Source organism: Streptomyces sp. 71268 (genome assembly GCF_029392895.1).
Taxonomy (GTDB): Bacteria; Actinomycetota; Actinomycetes; order Streptomycetales; family Streptomycetaceae; genus Streptomyces.
The window spans coordinates 8,076,336-8,095,212 of the sequence record NZ_CP114200.1 but is presented as its reverse complement, the minus strand read 5'-3'; the positions used below and the strand labels follow the sequence as shown (position 1 = coordinate 8,095,212).

13 protein-coding genes are annotated in these 18,877 nt (G+C 74.5%); 3 read left to right on the top strand and 10 right to left on the bottom strand.

What is annotated here, in order from left to right; translation table 11 throughout:
• Nucleotides 1-17: 17 nt before the first annotated feature.
• Entirely contained in the window at nucleotides 18-521 is a 504-nt protein-coding gene (locus tag OYE22_RS32190) for a DUF6328 family protein (RefSeq protein WP_277324420.1), read from the top strand.
• Nucleotides 522-526: 5 nt separating this feature from the next.
• On the opposite strand, the gene OYE22_RS32185 is transcribed toward OYE22_RS32190, so the two are convergent.
• From OYE22_RS32185 to OYE22_RS32165, 5 genes are all read right to left on the bottom strand, one after another.
• Entirely contained in the window at nucleotides 527-943 is a 417-nt protein-coding gene (locus OYE22_RS32185) for a VOC family protein (RefSeq protein WP_277323730.1), read from the bottom strand.
• Nucleotides 944-1,209: 266 nt separating this feature from the next.
• Nucleotides 1,210-1,830 carry a dioxygenase gene (locus OYE22_RS32180; protein ID WP_277323728.1) on the bottom strand — a complete coding sequence of 207 codons (621 nt, stop codon included), beginning with the start codon at nucleotides 1,828-1,830 and terminating at the stop codon, nucleotides 1,210-1,212.
• 132 nt (nucleotides 1,831-1,962) lie between these two features.
• A complete protein-coding gene (locus OYE22_RS32175) occupies nucleotides 1,963-2,937 on the bottom strand; it encodes a helix-turn-helix domain-containing protein (protein WP_277324419.1) in 975 nt (324 codons plus the stop codon).
• A gap of 828 nt (nucleotides 2,938-3,765) precedes the next feature.
• A complete protein-coding gene (locus tag OYE22_RS32170) occupies nucleotides 3,766-4,290 on the bottom strand; it encodes a pyridoxamine 5'-phosphate oxidase family protein (protein ID WP_277323727.1) in 525 nt (174 codons plus the stop codon).
• 64 nt (nucleotides 4,291-4,354) lie between these two features.
• Nucleotides 4,355-5,032 carry a transcriptional regulator gene (locus OYE22_RS32165; protein ID WP_277323726.1) on the bottom strand — a complete coding sequence of 226 codons (678 nt, stop codon included), beginning with the start codon at nucleotides 5,030-5,032 and terminating at the stop codon, nucleotides 4,355-4,357.
• A 231-nt stretch (nucleotides 5,033-5,263) separates the two neighbouring features.
• Between OYE22_RS32165 and OYE22_RS32160 the strand changes: the two genes are divergently transcribed.
• Nucleotides 5,264-6,007: a L,D-transpeptidase gene (locus OYE22_RS32160; RefSeq protein WP_277323725.1), complete on the top strand. Its 744-nt coding sequence runs from the start codon at nucleotides 5,264-5,266 to the stop codon at nucleotides 6,005-6,007.
• A 103-nt stretch (nucleotides 6,008-6,110) separates the two neighbouring features.
• Here the strand turns inward: OYE22_RS32160 and OYE22_RS32155 are convergent, their stop codons facing one another.
• Nucleotides 6,111-7,571 (bottom strand): SDR family NAD(P)-dependent oxidoreductase, encoded by a 1,461-nt coding sequence (locus OYE22_RS32155; protein WP_277323724.1) that lies wholly within the window; start codon nucleotides 7,569-7,571, stop codon nucleotides 6,111-6,113.
• A 317-nt stretch (nucleotides 7,572-7,888) separates the two neighbouring features.
• On the opposite strand from OYE22_RS32155, the gene OYE22_RS32150 reads away from it, so the two are divergent.
• Entirely contained in the window at nucleotides 7,889-8,272 is a 384-nt protein-coding gene (locus OYE22_RS32150; protein WP_277323723.1) for an STAS domain-containing protein, read from the top strand.
• Between the two features lie 255 nt (nucleotides 8,273-8,527).
• Here OYE22_RS32150 and OYE22_RS32145 read toward each other — a convergent pair whose 3' ends face one another.
• From OYE22_RS32145 to OYE22_RS32130, 4 genes are all read right to left on the bottom strand, one after another.
• Nucleotides 8,528-9,538 carry a TauD/TfdA family dioxygenase gene (locus tag OYE22_RS32145; protein ID WP_277323721.1) on the bottom strand — a complete coding sequence of 337 codons (1,011 nt, stop codon included), beginning with the start codon at nucleotides 9,536-9,538 and terminating at the stop codon, nucleotides 8,528-8,530.
• A 647-nt stretch (nucleotides 9,539-10,185) separates the two neighbouring features.
• Nucleotides 10,186-11,085 carry a thioesterase domain-containing protein gene (locus OYE22_RS32140; protein ID WP_277323720.1) on the bottom strand — a complete coding sequence of 300 codons (900 nt, stop codon included), beginning with the start codon at nucleotides 11,083-11,085 and terminating at the stop codon, nucleotides 10,186-10,188.
• A gap of 210 nt (nucleotides 11,086-11,295) precedes the next feature.
• Nucleotides 11,296-12,996, bottom strand: coding sequence for an MFS transporter (locus OYE22_RS32135; protein WP_277323719.1), 1,701 nt, complete (start codon nucleotides 12,994-12,996; stop codon nucleotides 11,296-11,298).
• Nucleotides 12,997-13,089: 93 nt separating this feature from the next.
• Nucleotides 13,090-18,858, bottom strand: coding sequence for an SDR family NAD(P)-dependent oxidoreductase (locus OYE22_RS32130; RefSeq protein WP_277323718.1), 5,769 nt, complete (start codon nucleotides 18,856-18,858; stop codon nucleotides 13,090-13,092).
• Nucleotides 18,859-18,877 lie beyond the last annotated feature (19 nt).

Sequence of the window (18,877 nt, the reverse complement as noted above, 5' to 3'; positions counted from 1 at the left end):
GCCCCGAACCAGAGCGAATACCGGGAGGCAGCGGGCGGCAGGAGAGTCAGGACGAGCGCGCGGACCGGCGGTGGGTCGAACTCCTGCAGGAGGTGCGCGTCGCGCAGACGGGCGTGCAGATCCTGCTGGCGTTCCTGCTCACGGTCGCCTTCACGCCGCGCTTCCCCGACCTGTCGGACACCAACCGCAACATCTACGTGGTCACCGTGCTGCTCGGCGCCGCGACCACCGGCGCGTTGATCGCCCCGGTCTCCATCCACCGCTTCGTCACCGGCTGGGGCGTCAAGCCACAGACCGTGATCTGGGCCTCCCGCTGCACGCTGATCGGCCTGATCCTGCTGCTGTGCACGCTCGGTTCGGCACTTCTGCTCATCCTGCGCGTGGTGGTCACCGACGCCATGGCGGGCTGGTTGGTGGGCGCCGTGCTGGTCTGGTTCACCTGCTGCTGGTTCCTGCCGGCGTACTGGTTGCGCCGCAACGGGCGCGGGCGCGAGCCGGATCGGGCGAAGGAGCGCCGCTAGCTCGACTAGCTCGACGGGCCGTCCGGCGCGGGACTTTCGGCCGCGTCGGGCCGCTGGTCGGCGGGGTGCGCCTCGTCCGGCGGCACCTCCAGCACGCAGAACTCGTTGCCCTCCGGGTCCAGCAGAACCGTCGTCAGCCACCCTTCGTCGTCGAAGGGGCCGCGTACCGCTCGCGCGCCGAGGGCGCGCAGCCGGGCCAGTTCGGGTTCCATCCTGGGCACCCGCAGGTCCAGGTGCATCCGGTTCTTGCCGCGTTTGGGCTCGGGCACCCGCTGCAACAGCAGTTCGGGGCCGACGCCATGGGGATCGCCGAGGGCGACGTAGGGCGCGTTAGCGCGGACCACCCGGTAGCCGAGCGCCTGCGCCCAGAACGGGGCCAGCGCGTCCGGATCGGAGCAGTCGAGCACGAGGGCGAGGATCATCGGGCACCTCCGCGAGGCGTGGGGCGGGCGGGCGAAGAGCGGGGAGGCTCGCCCGTCCCACGATGCCAAAGATCGCGCCGCACCGCTCGCCTCACGTGAGAAGGCGAGCGGGCGGTGCCCGTTCCACCGTGCCGTTGCCCTGACCGCGCGGCGCGTGCGCACCAGCCGCGCCGCGCGGCGTGTGGGGAAGTGGTGCAGGGGCAGCGGACAGCACCAACGGTGGGTCACGTGCTCAGGTGTTCAGGTGCCCGGCGAAGGGCGACGGCTCAGCGACCGCTCCGCTGGTTGACGTTGAGCAGGAAGTCGAACTTCGCCAGCTTGCCGCCGCCACCGTTGGAGATGTTCATCAGCAGCGCCGGGTGGAAGATCGGGTCGCTGTTGTTGCCCGGCTCACCCGGGAAGTAGAGCTGGGTGGTGAGGATGGGCCGGTTCGGGGCCTGCACCTTGACGTGGATGTGCCGGGTGCGGCCCGGGTAGAGGCCCGGGACGATGGTCTCCAGCTTGAAGGCGCCCTGGGCGTCGGTGTACTGGTGACCGCGCAGCCGGAAGCCGCGGTTGTCGTACGCGCCGCGCACGTCCGCCTGCCAGAAGTCGAGCAGCGCGTTGGCTATGGGCCGGCACGCGAGGCCGAACACGTAGCCGGTCAGCGTCAGCTTGGTGCCCGTCACCCCCGCCTCCAGCAGCGAGGTGCGCCGGGGCGAGTTGGGCTTGAAGTACGGGCCTTCCATCTGCGGCGGCGTCGGGCTGTCGTTGTCGTCGCAGTACGGGGTGGGCGCGAGCGGCTGCCCCGAGGGCGTCCGGTCGTCCTTCGCCCAGGAGACGCCGCCGAGCACGATCGGCAGGGGGGCCGCCGCGAGCGCCGCCTTGAGCAGCGTCTTGCGGGTCATGCCTCTGCGCGAGCCCTCGTGCGTGTTCGTGGGGTCTTGGGTGTTCTCGCCTTCCACGGTGTTCCTCCCGCGGTCTTTTTTGGGGGTGAGTCGTGCTGGCCGTACGAGCGGGACTGAACCTATGCGGAGCGCTCAGGGCCGGTCGATGGACTCGGTTCGGCGAACGTGGTGATTCCCTCCGGTCCCCGGAGAAGGCGCCGGTGGCAGCGGGTCGCGGTCCGCCTGACGGCGGAAGTCCCCCGGGCTGAGCCCCGTTTCGCGGCGGAAGAAGCGGCAGAAGTACGCCGGGTCGGCGAAGCCCACCTCGCGGGCGACCTGGCTGACGGTCAGGCCGGTGGCCGCGAGCAGCCGCTTGGCCTCGCGGATCTCCGCCTCCCGGATCAGTTGGCCGGGGGTGCGTCCGGTGGTGCGCTTGACGGCCTCGGTCAGATAGCCCACCGAGACCCCGATCCGCACGGCGTACGCCCCGACGGTCGCGCGCACGGCGGCCCGTCCCCCACCGCTGCCGCCCCCGGTGGAGCGCGAGGAGAGCGCGGCGCCCCCGCTGCGCGTGTGCATCGTCAGTAACTGGGAGAACTGCCGGGCCACGGCGGTCGACCTGCCGACGGCCTCCTCCTCGGGCGGCAGCGCGCCGGGCAGCCGCTGGGCGCGGACGACCAACACGTGCAGATAGGAGCGCAGCACCGTGATGAACCCGTCCTCGCGGTCGCGGAACTCCCGACCCATGTCGGAGATGAGCGACGCGAGCGCCGGCGCCGTGGCGGGGTCGGGGTGCAGCCACGGCCGCTCGGCCAGCCGGCGCAGCGCGGCCCGGTCCTCCGGGTGGGCCAGCAGGAAGTCGTCGGTGAACAGGACGACCCACCCCTGTAGGTCACGCACGCCGGCCCAGTAGTGCACCTGGCCCGGGGCGATCACGCACAGATGGGGTGGTCGCAGCCGCCAGGGGACCTGTTCGATGACGTGGGTGCCCGTCCCGGAGGTGACGTAGAGCAGCTCGTAGAACGTGTGCCGGTGCGGGAAGGTGGCCCGGGACAGCGGGCCGATGGTGTCGAAGGTGCCGATCGCGAACGGCAGGACGTTGGGGGCCGGCACCGAGAGGCGGTGCAGCGGCACAGGGTCGGTGTCGGGCGTCCAGTCCGCCTGCTCGCCTGGCACGTGGTAAATGTCCGCGGACGATGTGGGCATGGCAGGTCATGCTCCGTTCTGCTTCGCGCGTTCGCGCGTCCTCGTGCCGTCGCCCTATGCCCCGCCGCTTAGCCTAGACCGCCAACTGGCCTGGGAAACCCATGATTTCAGCCCGTTGTCGCCTTAGTTCATCCAGCGAACGGCGCGATTCACACGGTGGACGCCACACCGCTCCGCCGGGCGGACAGCCGGCGGAGCGGAGGCGGTGGCAGGCGCGCGGCCGCCGGGCGCGAGGGCCGGCCGGCTCCGGACGCGACGGTGCCGCCCGGGGCGGGAACCCCGGGCGGCACCGTGGTGCGGAGGCCGACCGGCCGGTGCGGCGCCGGTTACGCCGGTCCCGGCTGGGGCGTCGGCTCGGGCCCCGGTGTGGGACCAGGCGCCGGCGTCGGGTCCGGCGGAATGGGTGGCACCGGCCCGGGGCCAGGCCCCGGCTCGGGCCCGGGTCCCGGGCCCGGCCCGGGGCCGGGGGGCGGCGTGGGCGTCGGCGGCACGGGGTCGGGCGTGCCGGGCGGCACGGGCTCCGGGTAGATCGGCGGCACCGTCATCGCCGTGATGTCGTACGCCATGAGGAAACTCCTGTGGTTCGCGTGCACGGACAATCCGCCCGTCATCGACCGGCTGCCCCTTCCCCTCCCATTTACTCCCACGCGCGGAAGGGGCGCGACACGGCACGCGGCTGACGGCGCGGACCGGCGGACCGGCGACCACCCGGTCAGCGCCCACGGCGGCGGGTGCGCGCCCCGCCGCCGGCTACCCCCGCTTCCCCTGGACCGCGCCCCAATTCTCCTCCGGCGCACCGTCCGGCTCGTGCGGCCACACGGTCCGCAGCCCGCTTCCGGGCCGCCAGGTCTGGAGCTGGAGAGTGCCGTTCACGATGCGGGTACGGGCCACCTCGCGCACGTCGACGCGGAAGAGGTGGAACGGCTCCGGTGGCTTGATCTCGGCGATGTACGCCGCGCGCGCCGCGCCCTCGGACACCTCGACGGCCCGCCCGCCGAACCGGGCGTCCCCGTCCGGCAGCTCCGCGCCGGGTCCCGGGTTGGCGTGCACCGCGAGGCGCGGGTCGCGGCGCAGGTCCAGCGCCTTGCGGGAGTGCCACATCATGCCCAGCCACGCCTCGCCGCCGAGGAAGGCCACCTCAAGACCGGTCACCCGGGGCGACCCGTCGGCGCGCAGAGTAGCCAGGACGTGGTGCTTGTACGTCGCGAAGCGCGCCTCGACCCAGTCCGCGAGTTCCGGGGCGGCCTGGCGTACGTCGTTCCAACTCGTCGTCATGGCGCGATGCTCTCGCCGATACCGGACATCCGCTGTCTGGCTTTCCTGGTCTTCTTTGGCTGGCTCAGCGGGGCGGCCGGGTCGTCGCGATGTCGGCGAGCGTGTTCCAGAACATCAGCTCGTAGCTGAGGACGAGGTCGCCGTAGTGGTCCGCCGCCTCGGTCAGCAGCCCGCTGTCGAGGCCGGCCCGCACGGCGGCGAGCGCCCGTTCGCCGTCGCCGGGCACCGGTTGGGCGAAGAAGTCGAAGAAGCCGCGGCCCCGCGCGTCGAAGCCGTAGTGGACGCGCAGCCCGTGGGAGACCGCGGCGCAGTACTTTCCCCAGGCGGTGAAGTTGGCGACCAGGGCGAGCACGACGTTGGCGGGCTCCGCGTTGAGCGCCAGCCACGCCAGGTAGGCGGGGTAGGCCTGGCATCCGGCGCGGGGCCGGTAGTCGCGCACCGTCGCCTGGTCGAGCCCGCAGGCGGCGGCCAGGTCGTGCAGCCGGCTCATGGCGATGTACTCGCCGTCCGCCATCGCGGCGAAGAAGGTGCTGATGGTCGGGGAGCCGACGGAGCGCTGCGCGAGGTGGAGGAAGGCGCGCCGGTCGCTGTCGATGATGCGGTACTGCTCCAGGGCGAGCGTGGCGATGGCGCCCAGCGGTGCCGTGCCCGCCGCCACGAGCGGCACCAGCCGGTTGTCGTCCGGTCGCGGCGTCAGCCGTCGCACCGCCGCGTCGAGCCGCTCCGTCGCGGTCACGGCCATGGCCCCACCTCCCGTGGGTCGTCGTCGCGCTCCGGGTCCCGGTCCCCCAGCCCACGCACCACGCTCTCACGCGCGGCACCGCCCTCGGGCGCGTCCCTGTGGCGGCGGGCGCAAGATGCCCCCGACGAGGGAGGGGCCGCGCCGAGCGGGGGAACGTCCGCGGCGGAAATCGGGCGGGATTGGTCGCATTCGCTCGGCAACCAAGAGGTCATATGAACAGTCATATGAGGCATGAGAGTGAACGAGAGCAACGAGCAGGGCTCACACGTCAGTAGACGTCGCAAGGTGGGCCGCCGGGTGGGGGTGTTGCTGGGCATCGCCGGTCTGACGGTGCCGCTCAGCGTCGCGCTGGGCAGCGGCACCGCGCAGGCCGCGAGCGCCTGTACGGCCAAGGCGGGGCCGTACCAGAAGCAGGCCGAGAAGTTCCTCGGCCGGCCGGTGGACGGCAAGCAGTCGGCCGCCGACTGCCGGGCCATCCGCTCCTTCCAGACGGCGCACGCCATCTCCCCCAACATCGGGTACGCGGGGCCGGTCACGCGAAACATGATGGACCTGGTGGGCAAGCAGCGGGCGGCGGGCAAGAACCCCAACAAGGCGAAGAAGTGCCCCACTAGCAGGGGACGCATCGCCTGCGTGGACCTGAGCCGCCAGTTGAGCTGGATCCAGGACGGCAAGAAGCTGGTGTACGGGCCGGTGCCGGTGCGTACCGGGCGCAACGGCCACGAGACCCGCACCGGGTCCAAGAAGGTCTACTGGCGCAACATCAACCACTGGTCGACGCTGTACCACGTGCGCATGCCCTACAGCCAGTTCTTCGACGGCGGGCAGGCGTTCCACGCGATCAGCGGCAACGTGTGGTCGGCGCCGGGTTCGCACGGTTGCGTCAACATGCGCACGGCCGACGCGAAGAAGTACTGGAGCCTGCTTCGGAACGGCGACGACACGTTCGTCTACGGCCGCAAGCCCGGCACCTGAGCCAGCCGCCGACGGCGATGAACGCCCCTCGCCCCAACGACCCGTGGCCCGCGCCCTCCCGGCGCGGGCCACCAGACGTCGTGGGCCTGATCGGCCGGCGCGCCTACCAGGCGGAGGGCGCGTAGTCCTTGAGGAAGCAGCCGTACAGGTCCTCGCCGAGTTCGCCGCGCACGATCGGGTCGTAGACCCGGGCGGCGCCGTCCACCAGGTCGAGCGGCGCGTGGAAGCCCTCGGCGGCGAGCCGGACCTTGTCGGGGTGGGGCCGCTCGTCGGTGATCCAGCCGGTGTCGACGGCGGTCATCAGGATGCCGTCGGTCTCCAGCATCTCCTGGGCGCTGGTGCGGGTGAGCATGTTGAGGGCGGCCTTGGCCATGTTGGTGTGCGGGTGCCCCGCGCCCTTGTAGCCGCGGCTGAACTGGCCCTCCATGGCGGAGACGTTCACCACGTACTTGCGGCGTGCCGGCGCCGCGGCCATCGCCGGGCGCAACCGGCTGACCAGGACGAACGGCGCGGTGACGTTGCAGAGTTGGACTTCGAGGAGTTCGAGCGGGTCCACCTCGTGAACCCGCTGTATCCAACTGTTGGTCGGGTCCAGGTCGGGCACCAGGCCACCGGCGTCGATGGCGTTGCCGGCCTCGATACGGGCCAGTGAGGCCGAGCCGCTGGTCAGCGCAAGGGCGGTGATGGCGTTCGGGGTCAGCTCGTCGGAGCGGCCGGCCTGCCCGGGCAGTTCGTTGTGGCTGCCGCTGCCGAAGTGGCCGAACACCTCCTTGGCGGGCAGTTCGCCGGCCGGCAGCGGCGCCTGCTCGGCGGCGACCAGCTCGGCGTAGGCGCGCGGGCTGCGGCGCACGGTCTGGGCCGCGTTGTTGATGAGGATGTCCAGCGGACCCTCGGCGCTCACCGAGTCGGCCAGCGCGACCACCTGGGCCGGGTCCCGCAGGTCGATACCGACGATCTTCAGCCGGTGCAGCCACTCGGCGCTGTCGGGCATCGCCTTGAAGCGGCGGATGGCGTCGTTGGGGAAGCGCGTGGTGATGGTGGTGTGCGCGCCGTCCCGCAGCAGCCGCAGGGCGATGTACATGCCGATCTTGGCGCGGCCACCGGTGAGCAGCGCCCGCCGACCGCTCAGGTCGGTACGGGCGTCGCGCCGGGCCCGGTTCTCCTTGGCGCACGGCTGGCACATCTGGTGGTAGAAGGCGTCCACCTCGGTGTACCGGGTCTTGCAGATGTAGCAGGACCGGGGTCGCTGGAGCACGCCCACGATCTCGGTGGTCGCGGTGGCGGCCAGCGGGATGCCCATCGTCTCGTCGTCGATGCGGTCGGCGGCGCCGGTGGCGGTGGCCTCGGTGACGGCCTTGTCGTGGGCGGTCTTGGCGGCGCGCCGCTCCTGGCGGCGGCGCTGCTTCACCGTCCGGTAGATCCCGGCCGTGGCCCGCCGCACGGCTATCGCGTCGGGGTGGTCGAGCGGCAGCCGGTCGAGCTCCGCGAGTACGTCCAGGCAGGCTGCGAGTCGGTCGGGGTCGATCCCCTGCTCCTCGGCCGGGCTTTCCTCAGCCACCGTCATCGCCGCTTACCGTCCCTCGGCCTCGTGCTACCAGCAAACCCCCGAACTGTACGTATGCCGGTGAGACTTCGCCAAACTCGCCTCGAAGGGCAATTACTCCTCGTAATCATCGGTCGAAATGCAGATTCGGCACAAGAAGTTCCCCTTACGACGGTAGATCACCGTTGAATTGGGCATCATCCCTGGTAGCCGCCTCAGCCCATGGCGTGAAATCAGCGGATGGACGACACGACAAAACTCCTTCCGAGGCGCCGAGCGGCAAAAAATAGTAACACAGAGTAATCATCGACCCGCCTTCACTGGCGAGGGAGCGCCCCATGTCCGAGCAGCACGAACTCCCCTACGCGATCAGGCGTTGGACCTTTGACAGGTTCCTGATCATCGAGCTCCACGGCGAGATAGACATCCTCGTCGCCGCCGCGAACACCGACCTCCTCGCAGGTCAGGACCTGGATCGGCAGCCGGATGTGGTGGTCGACCTGACCGGGGTCACCTTCATCGACTGCAGCGGCCTGGGCGTGCTGTGCCAGCTCGCCAACCGCCTGCGGCGCAGGGGTCGGCTGCTGCGGCTGGTGGTGGCCGACTCGTTCACGCTCAGGCTGCTCCGGGCCACCCGGCTGACCGAGGTCTTCCTGATCCACGACAGCCTCTCGGCCGCCGTGTCCCACTCCGACGGTGCGGCGGAGGTCCCGGCCTCCTGACGATCGCACCCACATGTCGCCCGCGACGGCGGGCCGGTCCCGGGCGTTGGCCACGGGACCGTACGGCGGCGACGGTACACAGCGCCCACCCGCCGACACGGCCGACCAGGCCCCGCGGCTGCCGGCCGGGCCCACGCGCCCCGGCCCCGGCCGCCGCCTCCACTCCCCCATCGCGCCCCCGGTCCCCTTCCGTACGGCTCCCCCGTGCGGCGCCGCCCCGTCCACGGCCGCGTCACGCCACCGCGCACCGCGCCGTCAGGCGGGCGAGTCCGCCGAACCGGGCGCGCCGGCCTCCGGCGATCCCGCCGTCGAGGCCCCCGAGGGGGTGCCGAACGGTGGCGCGGGCAGTGTCCGCGGACTCACCAGCACACTCGGCCGCCCGTCCACGCCGATGGCGACCTCCCCGTCGATCGTGATCCGACGCAGGACGCGCGGGTGGTCGTCCGAGTCGTCCACCCCGTAGTGCTGGGTGGCCCGGTTGTCCCAGATGGCCACGTCGCCTTCCTGCCACTGCCAGCGCACGGTGTTCTCCGGGCGCTCGATGTGGTGCTGGAACAGGTCGATGAGCAGGCGCGAGTCCCTGCTGGGCACCCCCTTGACGCGCTGCACGAAGTTGCCGAGCACCAGGGTGCGTTCGCCGGTCTCCGGGTGCACGCGCACCACGGGGTGCTCGGTGGTGAACGAGGTGGCCGTGAAGACCCGGTGGTACTGGTCGAGTCGCTCGTCCCGGGCGTCGGGTTGGACGGCGGCGTAGTCGTACTCGTTGGAGTGCAGGGCCCGCAGGCTGTCGGCGAGGGCGCGCAGCGGCTCGGCGAGTTCGGCGTACGCGGTGGCGGTGTTGGCCCACAGCGTGTTGCCCCCGTAGGGCGGGATGACCTCGGCGCGCAGGATGGAGAAGGCCGGGTAGGCGGGGACGAAGGTGACGTCGCTGTGCCACTGGTTGGCCCGGCCCCCGTGGTCGGAGGCGATGCTCAGCGCGTAACGGCCGTCAGCGGAGGGGACGGTGGGGTGGGCGACGGGCGTGCCGAGCAGCCGGGCGAACGCCTCGTGTCGCGGCCCGTCCAGGTGGTGTTGGCGGCGGAAGAAGACCACCTTGTGCGCGAGGACACGCTCCCGGATGGCCGCCACGGTCGCGGCGTCCAGGTCACCACCGAGCCGCACCCCCTCGATGACGGCGCCGATGCGGCCGTTGAGGCGGGTGGTGCGGAGCGGGCCGTCGTCGCGGTCGGTCGCGGCGGGCGTCACACGGGTCGGCGCGGTGGTCATGGCGATGCCCTTTCGGTGTGTGGGACGGCGGTCCGGCGCGCGGTCGCGGCCAGGTGACGGGGTGGGGCGGTGCGGGCTTGGCCCCGTGGCTGTGTCCGTGGGTGGCTCGGGCGGCGGAGGTGGCCCCCCACCGCGTACGGGTCAGCGCCACCCGACGGCCGCGCGGCGTCGGCACGCGGCCGGGCCGGTCCGTGGCGCGACGTGTGGGCGCCGTGCGGGGTGCGGAGGGGTGGCTGCCATGGGCGGAGCGTCGCAACGGCCCGGGCGGCGCGTCAACACCGCGTCGGTACGGGCCGGCCCCGGCGGCGGCCGGGCGGGCAACCCTCGCGGGGTCGGCGCGGCGCCCCGCCGTCGTCGCGGCTTGCGTTCCCCGCGTACGTCTGTGACCAGGCACTTCACGAGGTGAGGTGGGTCGGAGTCGGTCGAGATGGGCGGGGGCGTCGGGTGGCGGGCAGGGGTGCCCACGGGCCCGGGTGGGTGGGGTGGGGGTGGCATCCGCTGTTCACGCGCGTTCACCGGAGTTCATCCGGCCGCAACGCCTTCGCCGAGGAGGGCCGCCGCTCGCGAGCGGTGAGCCCGCGACGGAGCGGGCTCACCGGTCGCGGCGTGTGGGATCGCTCGGGTCACCGGTCGCGAGGGTTGGCCCGTCAGCGGGGCTGGGGTGGAGCGGCCGGGGTGAGCAGCAGCGGGGTGAGGGCCTCGGTGATCTGCCGTGCCACCGCCCGCTCGTGGTCGCGGAGGTAGAAGTGGTCGCCCGGGTGCAGGTGCAGGCCCTGGAAGTGCGGGGTGTGCTCGGCCCAGCCGGCGAGCCGCGCGGGCGGCACCACGGCGTCGGCGTCGCCGCCGAAGACGGTGAGCGGTACGGGCGGCGGCGTGGCGCCTGGCGCCGGGCGCCACGTGTCCACCACCGAGAAGTCGCCCCGGAAGGTGGGGGCGAACATCGCCCACAGGCCGTCGTCGTCGAGCAGTTCCGGCGGCGTGCCGCCCACCGACCGCAGCCAGTCGCGCAGTTCGGGGTCCGGCAACAGGTGCCGGGCCAGGCCCGCGCCGCCGGCCGGTTCGCCGGCCTCGGTCGCCCGCGACCCCGCGTGGCCAGCGGCCCGGGGCCCGCCCCAGGAGGAGACGCCCAGCCAGCACGGAACCTGCCGACCTTCGGCGGCGAGTTGGCGGGCCAGTTCGTACCCGACGAGCCCACCCATGCTGTGTCCGAAGAAGGCGAAGGGCCGGTCGAGCAGCGGCTCCAGGTCCCGTACGAGGTAGGCCACCAGTTCCTCGCTGCTCGCCAGCGGGCCCACGTCGTGCAGGCTGCCCCGGCCGGGGGCGTTGACCAGGCACACCTCCCAGTCGGCCGGGAAGTGTTCGGCCCAGCCCCGGTAGAGCAGGTGGGAGCCGCCGGCGTGGTGGAAGAGGAACAGCCGCAGGGCGGGGTCCGGCACCGGGCGTGGGCAGGTGACGCTGCCGTGGTGGGTGGGGCGGGGCCGCGTCCGCGCGGTGGCGGGTGGGGGCGCGGCGGGGACGCCGGTCGCGGTATGCGCCGCTGGGGGCATCGTGGGTCTCCTCGTCGGCTCGTGCTCGGGCTTGCCCCACGAGTCTTCCGCGTGCCCGGCCGCGCCCGCGGGCCGGGGTCCGCGGGCGAGTCGATCCGGGCCGCGCATCCCGCGTGGCCGCGCGCGGGACGCGGGTGTCGCGGGCCGGCCGGTGACGGGGGTTACCTGGCCGGCCCGCGACGGTACGGGGGCGCCCGCTGGCGCGGCGCGTCAGGCGGGCACCGTGGCGGCGTCGGGCGCGGGCTCGGCGCCGGTGCCCTCCCGCGCGCTCGCGTGCAGGTCACGGCGGCGGATGAAGGCGAAGGCGACCACGGCGCCGAGCGCGCACACGGCCGCGCACAGCGCCATCACGTCGGTCAGCCCGGAGACGAAGGCGGACCTGGCGGCCTCGGCCACCGGGTCGGCGAGGTCCGCGGGGACGTCGATGACGGCCTGGCCCTGGCCCTCGGCGGCCACCGCGGTGCCCACCTCATGGGCCCGGTCGCCGAGTTGGCCTCCGGCGTCCGAGGCCGCGAACGCGTCGGTGACCCGATGGTGGAAGAGCGCGCCGAAGGCGGCGATGCCGACGGCGACGCCCACCTGTTGGAACGTCTCCCCCATGCCGGAGGCCATGCCGGCCTTCTCGGGCGGCACGACGCCGATGGTGACGGCGGCGCGGGGCGGGTTGAACAGGCCCATGCCGATGCCGGTGACGATCATGCTGGGCAGCAGCGCGGTCCAGGAGCTGTCCGGCTCCACCAGCGTCACCAGGCCCATGCCGGCGGCGATGAAGCCGATGGACAGGCCCACCAGCAGCCCCGGCGGCATGGTCTGGAGCAACCCGCCGGTCAGGGCGGCCACCACGAACAACGTGAGCATCATCGGCATCAGCCGCAGGCCGGTCTCCCAGGGCGAGAAGCCGAGCACGTTCTGGATGTAGGAGATCTGGAGGAAGACGGCGGCGAGGCTGGTCGCGTTGGAGAGGAAGGTGGCCACGCAGATGCCGCCGAAGGTGGGGATGCGCAGCAGGCTCAGGTCGAACATGGCCCGCTCGCCGAGGCGCCGCCCGATGGCCACGAAGGCGACCATGAGCACGAGGGCCCCGGCGAAGGCCGCCAGGATGGGGCCGCTGGTCCACCCGGAGGACTCGCCCCGCAGGAAGCCGAGCACGAGCAGGGTGAGCGACGCCGCGAAGGCGACCATGCCCCACCAGTCGACGCGGTGCGCCTGTGGCTGCCGCGACTCCCGCAGGTGCACCGCGCCCGCGAGCAGGGCGGCCACCCCGATCGGCACGTTGACCAGGAAGATCCAGCGCCAGCTCAGCGCGTCCGTCAGCAGCCCGCCCACCAGCGGCCCGAAGGCCAGCGCGAGCCCGGCGACGGCGCCGAACAGCCCGAAGGCCATGCCACGGTCCTTGCCTCGGAACTCGTGGCCGATGAGGGCTGGGCCGACGGAGAACAGCACGGCGGCGCCCACGCCCTGGACGCCACGGGCCAGGTTGAGCGCGAGCACGTCCTGGGCCAGGCCGGCCACCAGCGAGGACAGGGTGAAGACCACCAGGCCGACGGTGAACACCCGCTTGCGGCCCAGCCGGTCGGCCAGCGAGCCGCCGGTGAGCAGGAACGCGGCCAGGGTCAGGGTGTAGGAGTCGATGACCCACTGGAGGTCGGAGAAGCCGGCGTCCAGGGAGGTGCGCAGTTCGGGCAGGGCGACGTTCACCACGGTGACGTCCAGCATCAGCATGAACATCGCCACGCACACCAGGCCCAGCGTCCACGGCCGGGCGCGCCGCGACGCCGCCTCCTCGGCCGCGTCGGGCGCCGGCTGACCGGGCGGGCCGGCCGGCCCGGCGTCCGTCGGTGGCGCCTGGTCTGGGGTGGGCTTCGGCGACTGACCGGGGGCCCTGGCGTCGTCGGCCGCTTCGGATGACATCACGTACTCCGCATCGTCTGTGCTGGGTTGGGCGGCACCGCCGGGTGCCGTGGTGGACGTGCGCGGGCGGCGTGCGGCCGCCCGGGGGGGGGCCTACGCGGGCGGGCCCGGAGGCGCGGTGGCCGCCGGGGCCTGCCCTCGCCAGGACGCGGTCGCCGCGTCGTACCAGCCCTTGACCGCGCCGCTGACGCCGGTGACCTGGAGCAGCACGCGGCCGTCCGGGGCGAGCGCCGCGTAGCACTCGTCGCCGGTGGCCGCGTCGAACCAGTGGCGCAGCACGAGCCCGTCCGGGTAGGTGGCGGCCAGTTCCCGGTCGTTGGCCGTGGTGAACAGGTCCACGCTGGCCAGCGCCGTCGGCACCAGGACGGGCACGGGGCCCGGCCGGCGGCCGTCGAGCACGCAGGTGCGCAACAGGCAGTCGAGCGCCAGGCTGGGCAGCAGGAAACCGTCGAAGGGCGCGCTGTCGCGCACGGGTGCCAGGCACAGCGTGGCCGACCCGCCGTCGGGCTGGAAGCGCGGCTCGCTCAGCGCGTCGAAGACGCCGCCCAACCGCACGGGGGTGTCCGGCAGCCGGTAGGTGTTGGGGGCCGGCGTGCCGTGCCCGATGGGCGGTGGGCCCCAGGGGCCGACGGGGGCGCTGCGGGCCAGGTGCACGACCATGCGGGTGTGCTCGCGCTCGGGCACCGGGCCCTGGGGCGGGCTGGTGACGCGCACCCGTATCCGCCCGGGCCCTTCGGTGGTCGCCGTCACCCGCAGGGTGCGGGGCCAGCGGTGCCGTGCGGCCCGGATGAACTGGGAGAGCACCACGTCCGTGATCCGCACCGGCACCAGCCCGGGGGCGAGTTCGGCCGCCGCCTCGGCCGCCAGCTCCAGGATGAAGGTGCCCGGCACTGTGGGCCGCCCGTCCACGAGGTGGTCCAGGAGGTAGGGGTGGCGGTCGAGGCTCACCTCGCAGTCCCAGACGGACGGGGCCGGAGGGCTGGCGGATTGGGCTTCCGCCGCCGGGGCGCCGCCGGCGGGGACCGGCCGTGGCGGGTCGGTGAGGAAGGCGCGGGCCGGCGGGCGGGGCGGGGCGGCGCGCGGCGGCTCGGGCGCGGCCTCGGCCAGCGCCCGGCAGGCGGCGCGGAATCCGGGTGCCGAGCGCTCCAGGGTGGCCCAGTCCAGGTCGCCGATCCAGGTGGTGGCCAGGCCGTGGCTGCCGCGCCCGGCCAGCTCCGTACGGTAGAACGCGCGGCCCTGGGCGTCGGTGAGCTGCCCGATCTCGGCCTGTCGGGCCAGGAACGCGCCGCCCGGCGTGTCGGCCGACGCCATCCCCGACTCCACCCACAGGCCGGAGACCAGCGCGACCTCGTCCCACCCGCTGGCGCGGGCCTGGGCCGCGGCGAGCAGCAGGAACTCGTTGGCCGCGCCGTAGTCCGGCTCCCCGCGCAGGCCGGTGAAGGCGGAGACGGAGCTGAGCGAGCACCACAGCGCGGGCCGGTGGTCGCGCAGGGCGGCCCGCAGGTGGGCGTGGCCGCGCACCTTGACGTCGCGCACGGCGCGGAAGTCGGCGAGGCGCTTGCGCTCCAGCGCGGCGCTGCGGGCGAGCCCCGCCCCGTGCAGCAGCACGTCGACCCGGCCCTCGCGGGCCAGCACCTCGCCGATCACGCGGTCCACCGCGTCCGCGTCCAGCACATCGCACTGCCGGTAGTGCACCCGGTCCGGGCCGCACACCTCCGTCAACGCGCGCAGCGTCTCGGCCCGTTCGGCCTGTTGCACGGCGCGTTCGTAGCGCCTGCCCAGGGCGGCCAGGTTCTCGCCGGGGTGGCGGGGCATGAGCCGGCGCACCGCCTCCACCTTGGGCAGCGCGGCGAGTTCCACGTCGCTCGGGTCGGGCTCGGGTCCGGTGCCGATCAGCCATACGGAGCGGGGTGCGCCGGCCGCGACGATCTCGTGCACGAGGTGGGCGGTCAGGCCGCGCGCGCCGCCGGTCGCCACGATCACCGGGTCGGCCGGCAGTCCGAGGTCGGCGGGGCGTGGCCGGTCCGCCGCGCCGGCCCGGTGGTCCTCGCGTACCGGGATGAGCGTCAGCTCGCCGCGCTGGCCCGCGCTCTGGTAGGCGAGCGGCAGGTGGCGGTGGATGGTGGACTCTGCGGCGAGTTGGGTGAGCCCGGTGTCGGCGTCGGCGGCGTCGGTGAACAGCGCGTACACCAGGGCGCCCGGCAACTCCTGTTCCAGGCTGCGCACCAGGCCGCCGAAGAGGCCCGCGCGCGGGCGCGGGACGGGGCCGTCGAGCGCGTCCAGGGCGAGCACCGCGTAGCAGCCGCCGTCGCGCAGCGGCCCGGCGCAGCTCTGCGCGGCCACGAAGGCCAGGTCGTGCAGGTCGAGCAGGCGTCGCGGCACGTCGTCCGCGTCGGCCGCCTCCCGCCCCGGCTCCGCGCGGTACGCCCCGACGACCACCCGGACCTGGGCGGCGCCGGCGCGTCCCCGGGTGGCGAGCGCGGCGGGCAGCTCGGCCGCGTCGTCCAGGTGGAGCACGGTGGGGCCGCCGGGCGGGGCCGCGTACGCCCCCGAAGCCGTCGAGGCCGCCGACGCGGGGACCACGACCAGGCAGTCGGGCGGGCAGTGCGCGGCCACGGCGGCCGGGTCGTCGGTGACGACGAGCGCGCCCGCCGGCAGCGCCGGCAGCGCCGCGCGGATTGGTCGCGGCAGCACGGGCCGCAGCGTCACGGCGTGTCGGGTCAGATGCTCCGCGAGGGACGCCTCGGCGCCGCCCACGGCCTGCTCGGCCCGCGCCACGGGCGCCGGCCGGGCGTCCGGCTCACGTGCCGCGTCCGCCACACGCGCCGTATCCCCCACACGCGCCGCGTCCGGTGGCGCGCTCACCCGGAGCGCGGGCGTGTGGGCGTCCTCCGTGGGCCGCAGCAGAACGCCGTCGCCCGGGGCGTGCAGCGCGCGCAGCAGGGCCACAGCCCCGTCGGCGCCCCGGTAGTCGCGGGCGTCGTCCGCCGCGTGTCGCCGCGCTCCCCGCTCCGTGGCGTCGGGCGCGGCGGGCGGGACGATGGCCAGCGTGCCGAGTACGGGCAGACCCTGGGCGCGGGCGACGCTGAGCCGGGTGAGCAGGTGGCCCACGGCGGCGTCGGCGGCCTGCCGGCCGTCCGGGCCGGGCAGCAGCGGGCTCACGGCGTTGACGCCCATGACGACGGCCAGGTCGAGTTCGCCGTCCCGCAGGTAGCGCACGGCGGTCGCGAGGGCCGAGTGGGTCGAGTCGGCGCCGGCGTCCAGGGTCATGTTCGGGCCGTGCAGGTCCAGCCGTTGCACCACGCGGGCGGCGATGATGTTGGGCATCAGACCGGGATACGAGTCCTCGCTGGTCGGCGGCGTCAGGGCGCGCACGGCGTCGCCGAGCAGCGCGGGCGGAAGGCCGGCGGGGTCGGTGAGCTTGGCGGTGAGGTCGCTCAGGTAGCAGCGCAGGTCGTGGGCGAGCGCCGAGCGGGTGGGCCCGGTGTGCCCGACGAACACGCCGGTACGGTCGCGCAGCGCGGCGTCCGACAGCCAATCACCGGCGAGTGCGTCGGCGCACCGCAGGGCCATCACCTGGCTGCGGTCGAGCGCCGCCAGCGCGGACGGCGCGATACGCGCCTCGACCGGCGAGGGCATCGGGTAGGCGTCGCCGAAGGTGGCGGGCCAGTCGGGGGCGCCGCCGGCCAGCCAGCGCCGGACGCGCACGGCGTCCGGCAGGTCGGGCAGGTGGATGCCGGTGACCACGACCACCACGGGGTCGTACGCCCCGTCGGGCACCGCCGGGGCGCACGCGTCGGGCGATGCCGCGTCAGCCGCCCCGGCACGCGGGCCGGAGGCGAGGGGGGCCGCGTCGGCGGCGGACCGCTCCGTATGGGTGGCGGGCGAGGGTGCCCCCGTACGGTGGTCGCCGCCGCGCGGCCGGTCTGAGAGGAGCAGGTGCCCGTTGGTGCCGCCGAAGCCCATCGCCGAGACGCCCACCAGGCGGCGTCGCTCGGGGCGGGCAGGCCAGGGGCGCTCGCGCGTGGGCACCTCGACGCTCGCGGCGACGTCGGCGGGGAGCGCGGCGAAGCGGGACTGCGCGGGGATGGCCCCGTGCCGCAGGGCGAGCAGCGCGTGGATGGCGGAGACCGCGCCGGCGGCCCAACCCGCGTGTCCGACCAGGGACTTGTTGGACGTCATGGTCCAGGTCTTGCCCGGGCCCGCGCTCTGGCCGAGGGCCGTCATCTCGGTCCGGTCGCCGGTGGGGGTGCCGGTGGCGTGCGCCACGACCCAGTCCACGTCCGCCGGCCCGGCCCCGGCCTGGGCCCAGGCCCGGTCCAGGGCGATCCGCTGACCCGCGGCGTTGGGCGCGTAGATGGCCTTGCCCCGCCCGTCGGACGAGCCGCCGAAACCGGCCACGAAGCCGAGCACCGGATCGCCGTCGGCGCGCGCCCTGGCGTACGTCTTCAGGGTCAGCATGGCGGCCCCGTCGCTGAACAACACGCCACCCGCCCCGGCGTCCAGGGCCCGTACCTCGCCGGTCCTGGACAGACCGTGCAGCTTGGCGAAGAGAACCATGCTCTGGGCGCTCAACGCGAAGGCACCGCCGCACAGGGCCACGTCGCACTCGCCGGCCCGCAGGGCCCGCACGCCGAGGTCGATGGTGTAGAGGGAGGAGGAGCAGGCCGTGTCGACCACGACGATCTCCGCATCGGGCGGCAGGTCCGGGGCGGCGAGCCGGGCGATGCGGTGCGGCAACACCTCGTGCGGCGCCGCCGCGCCGAGCGGGTACAGCGCGTCCAGCCCGGCCGGCACGTCGGCGCCCACCGCACCGAGCAGGCCGCGCACGCCGGTGGTGACCAGGCTCTGTTCCAGGTGGTGACTGCCGTCGGGGGTGAGTCCGACAGCGAACAGGTGCCGGTCGCGGGGACGGATGGTCACGCCGTCGGTGGCCTGGAGCAGCGAGTGGCGCAGCCACCGGGCGGTGAACTCGTCGCTGGCGAACCGCCCCGAGGCGATCTCCTCGCGCAGCCGGGGGTGCGGTACAAAGTCCCGCATGAAGCCGGCGACCCGGGCGTACGTCTTGTCCTCGGCGGCCGGGTCGGCCGACCACAGGGTGTCCAGGTCGAGCCGGTCCCCCGGCTCGCCGAACATCGGCTCGCCAGTCCGTAGCAGGTCCCAGAACGCCTCGGGCGAACTGGCCCCCGGTACGGCGAGCCCCATGCCGACGACGACCACCTCGTCATCGGCCGGCGCGGGGCCGGCCGGCGCGGGGTCGGCCCTCGGCCTGGGTGAGACGGTCGCCGGCGGCGGTGTCGTGGTCGGCGACGGCCCGGGGGCCGGCGCCGCCTCGCCGGTGAGGGTCAGCGCCCGGCCGTCCAGGGCCCCGGCGTCGGGGCCGAGCAGGAAGCCGACGAGCGGGGCGACGGCCCCGGCCGCGCTCGTGGGCGCGTGCACGGTGTTGGTCCGCACCGGCGCGCGCTCACCCGCCACGGGCTCGGCCGACGGCGTGGAGGACCCCGGGGCGGGGTGGCCATCGGTGGCGCGCTCGGCGTCGCGGGCGGGCTGCGGCGGGCCGGCCGGGCCGAAGGCGACGTGCACGATCGCGGCACAGCCGCGCCCGGCCAACGCCGCCAGGGTGGCTGCGGGCAGGGTGGCGGACAGGGCGTGGTGCGCGGCCGAGGTAGAGCCGGTGGTCACGGTGACCAGCGCGTCGATACGGCCCTGCCGGGCGGCGGCGGCCAGCGGATCGCCGGAGTGGTCGGGTACGACGTGGGCGCCGCCGGCGGCGAGTTGGCGGGCGAGTTCCTCGGCCGCGGCCGTGCCGTCGGAGGCGACCAGGACGACCGGGCGGGTGGGATGGGCGGGTTGCGGCGTCATGCGGGGCTCCGTGATCGTC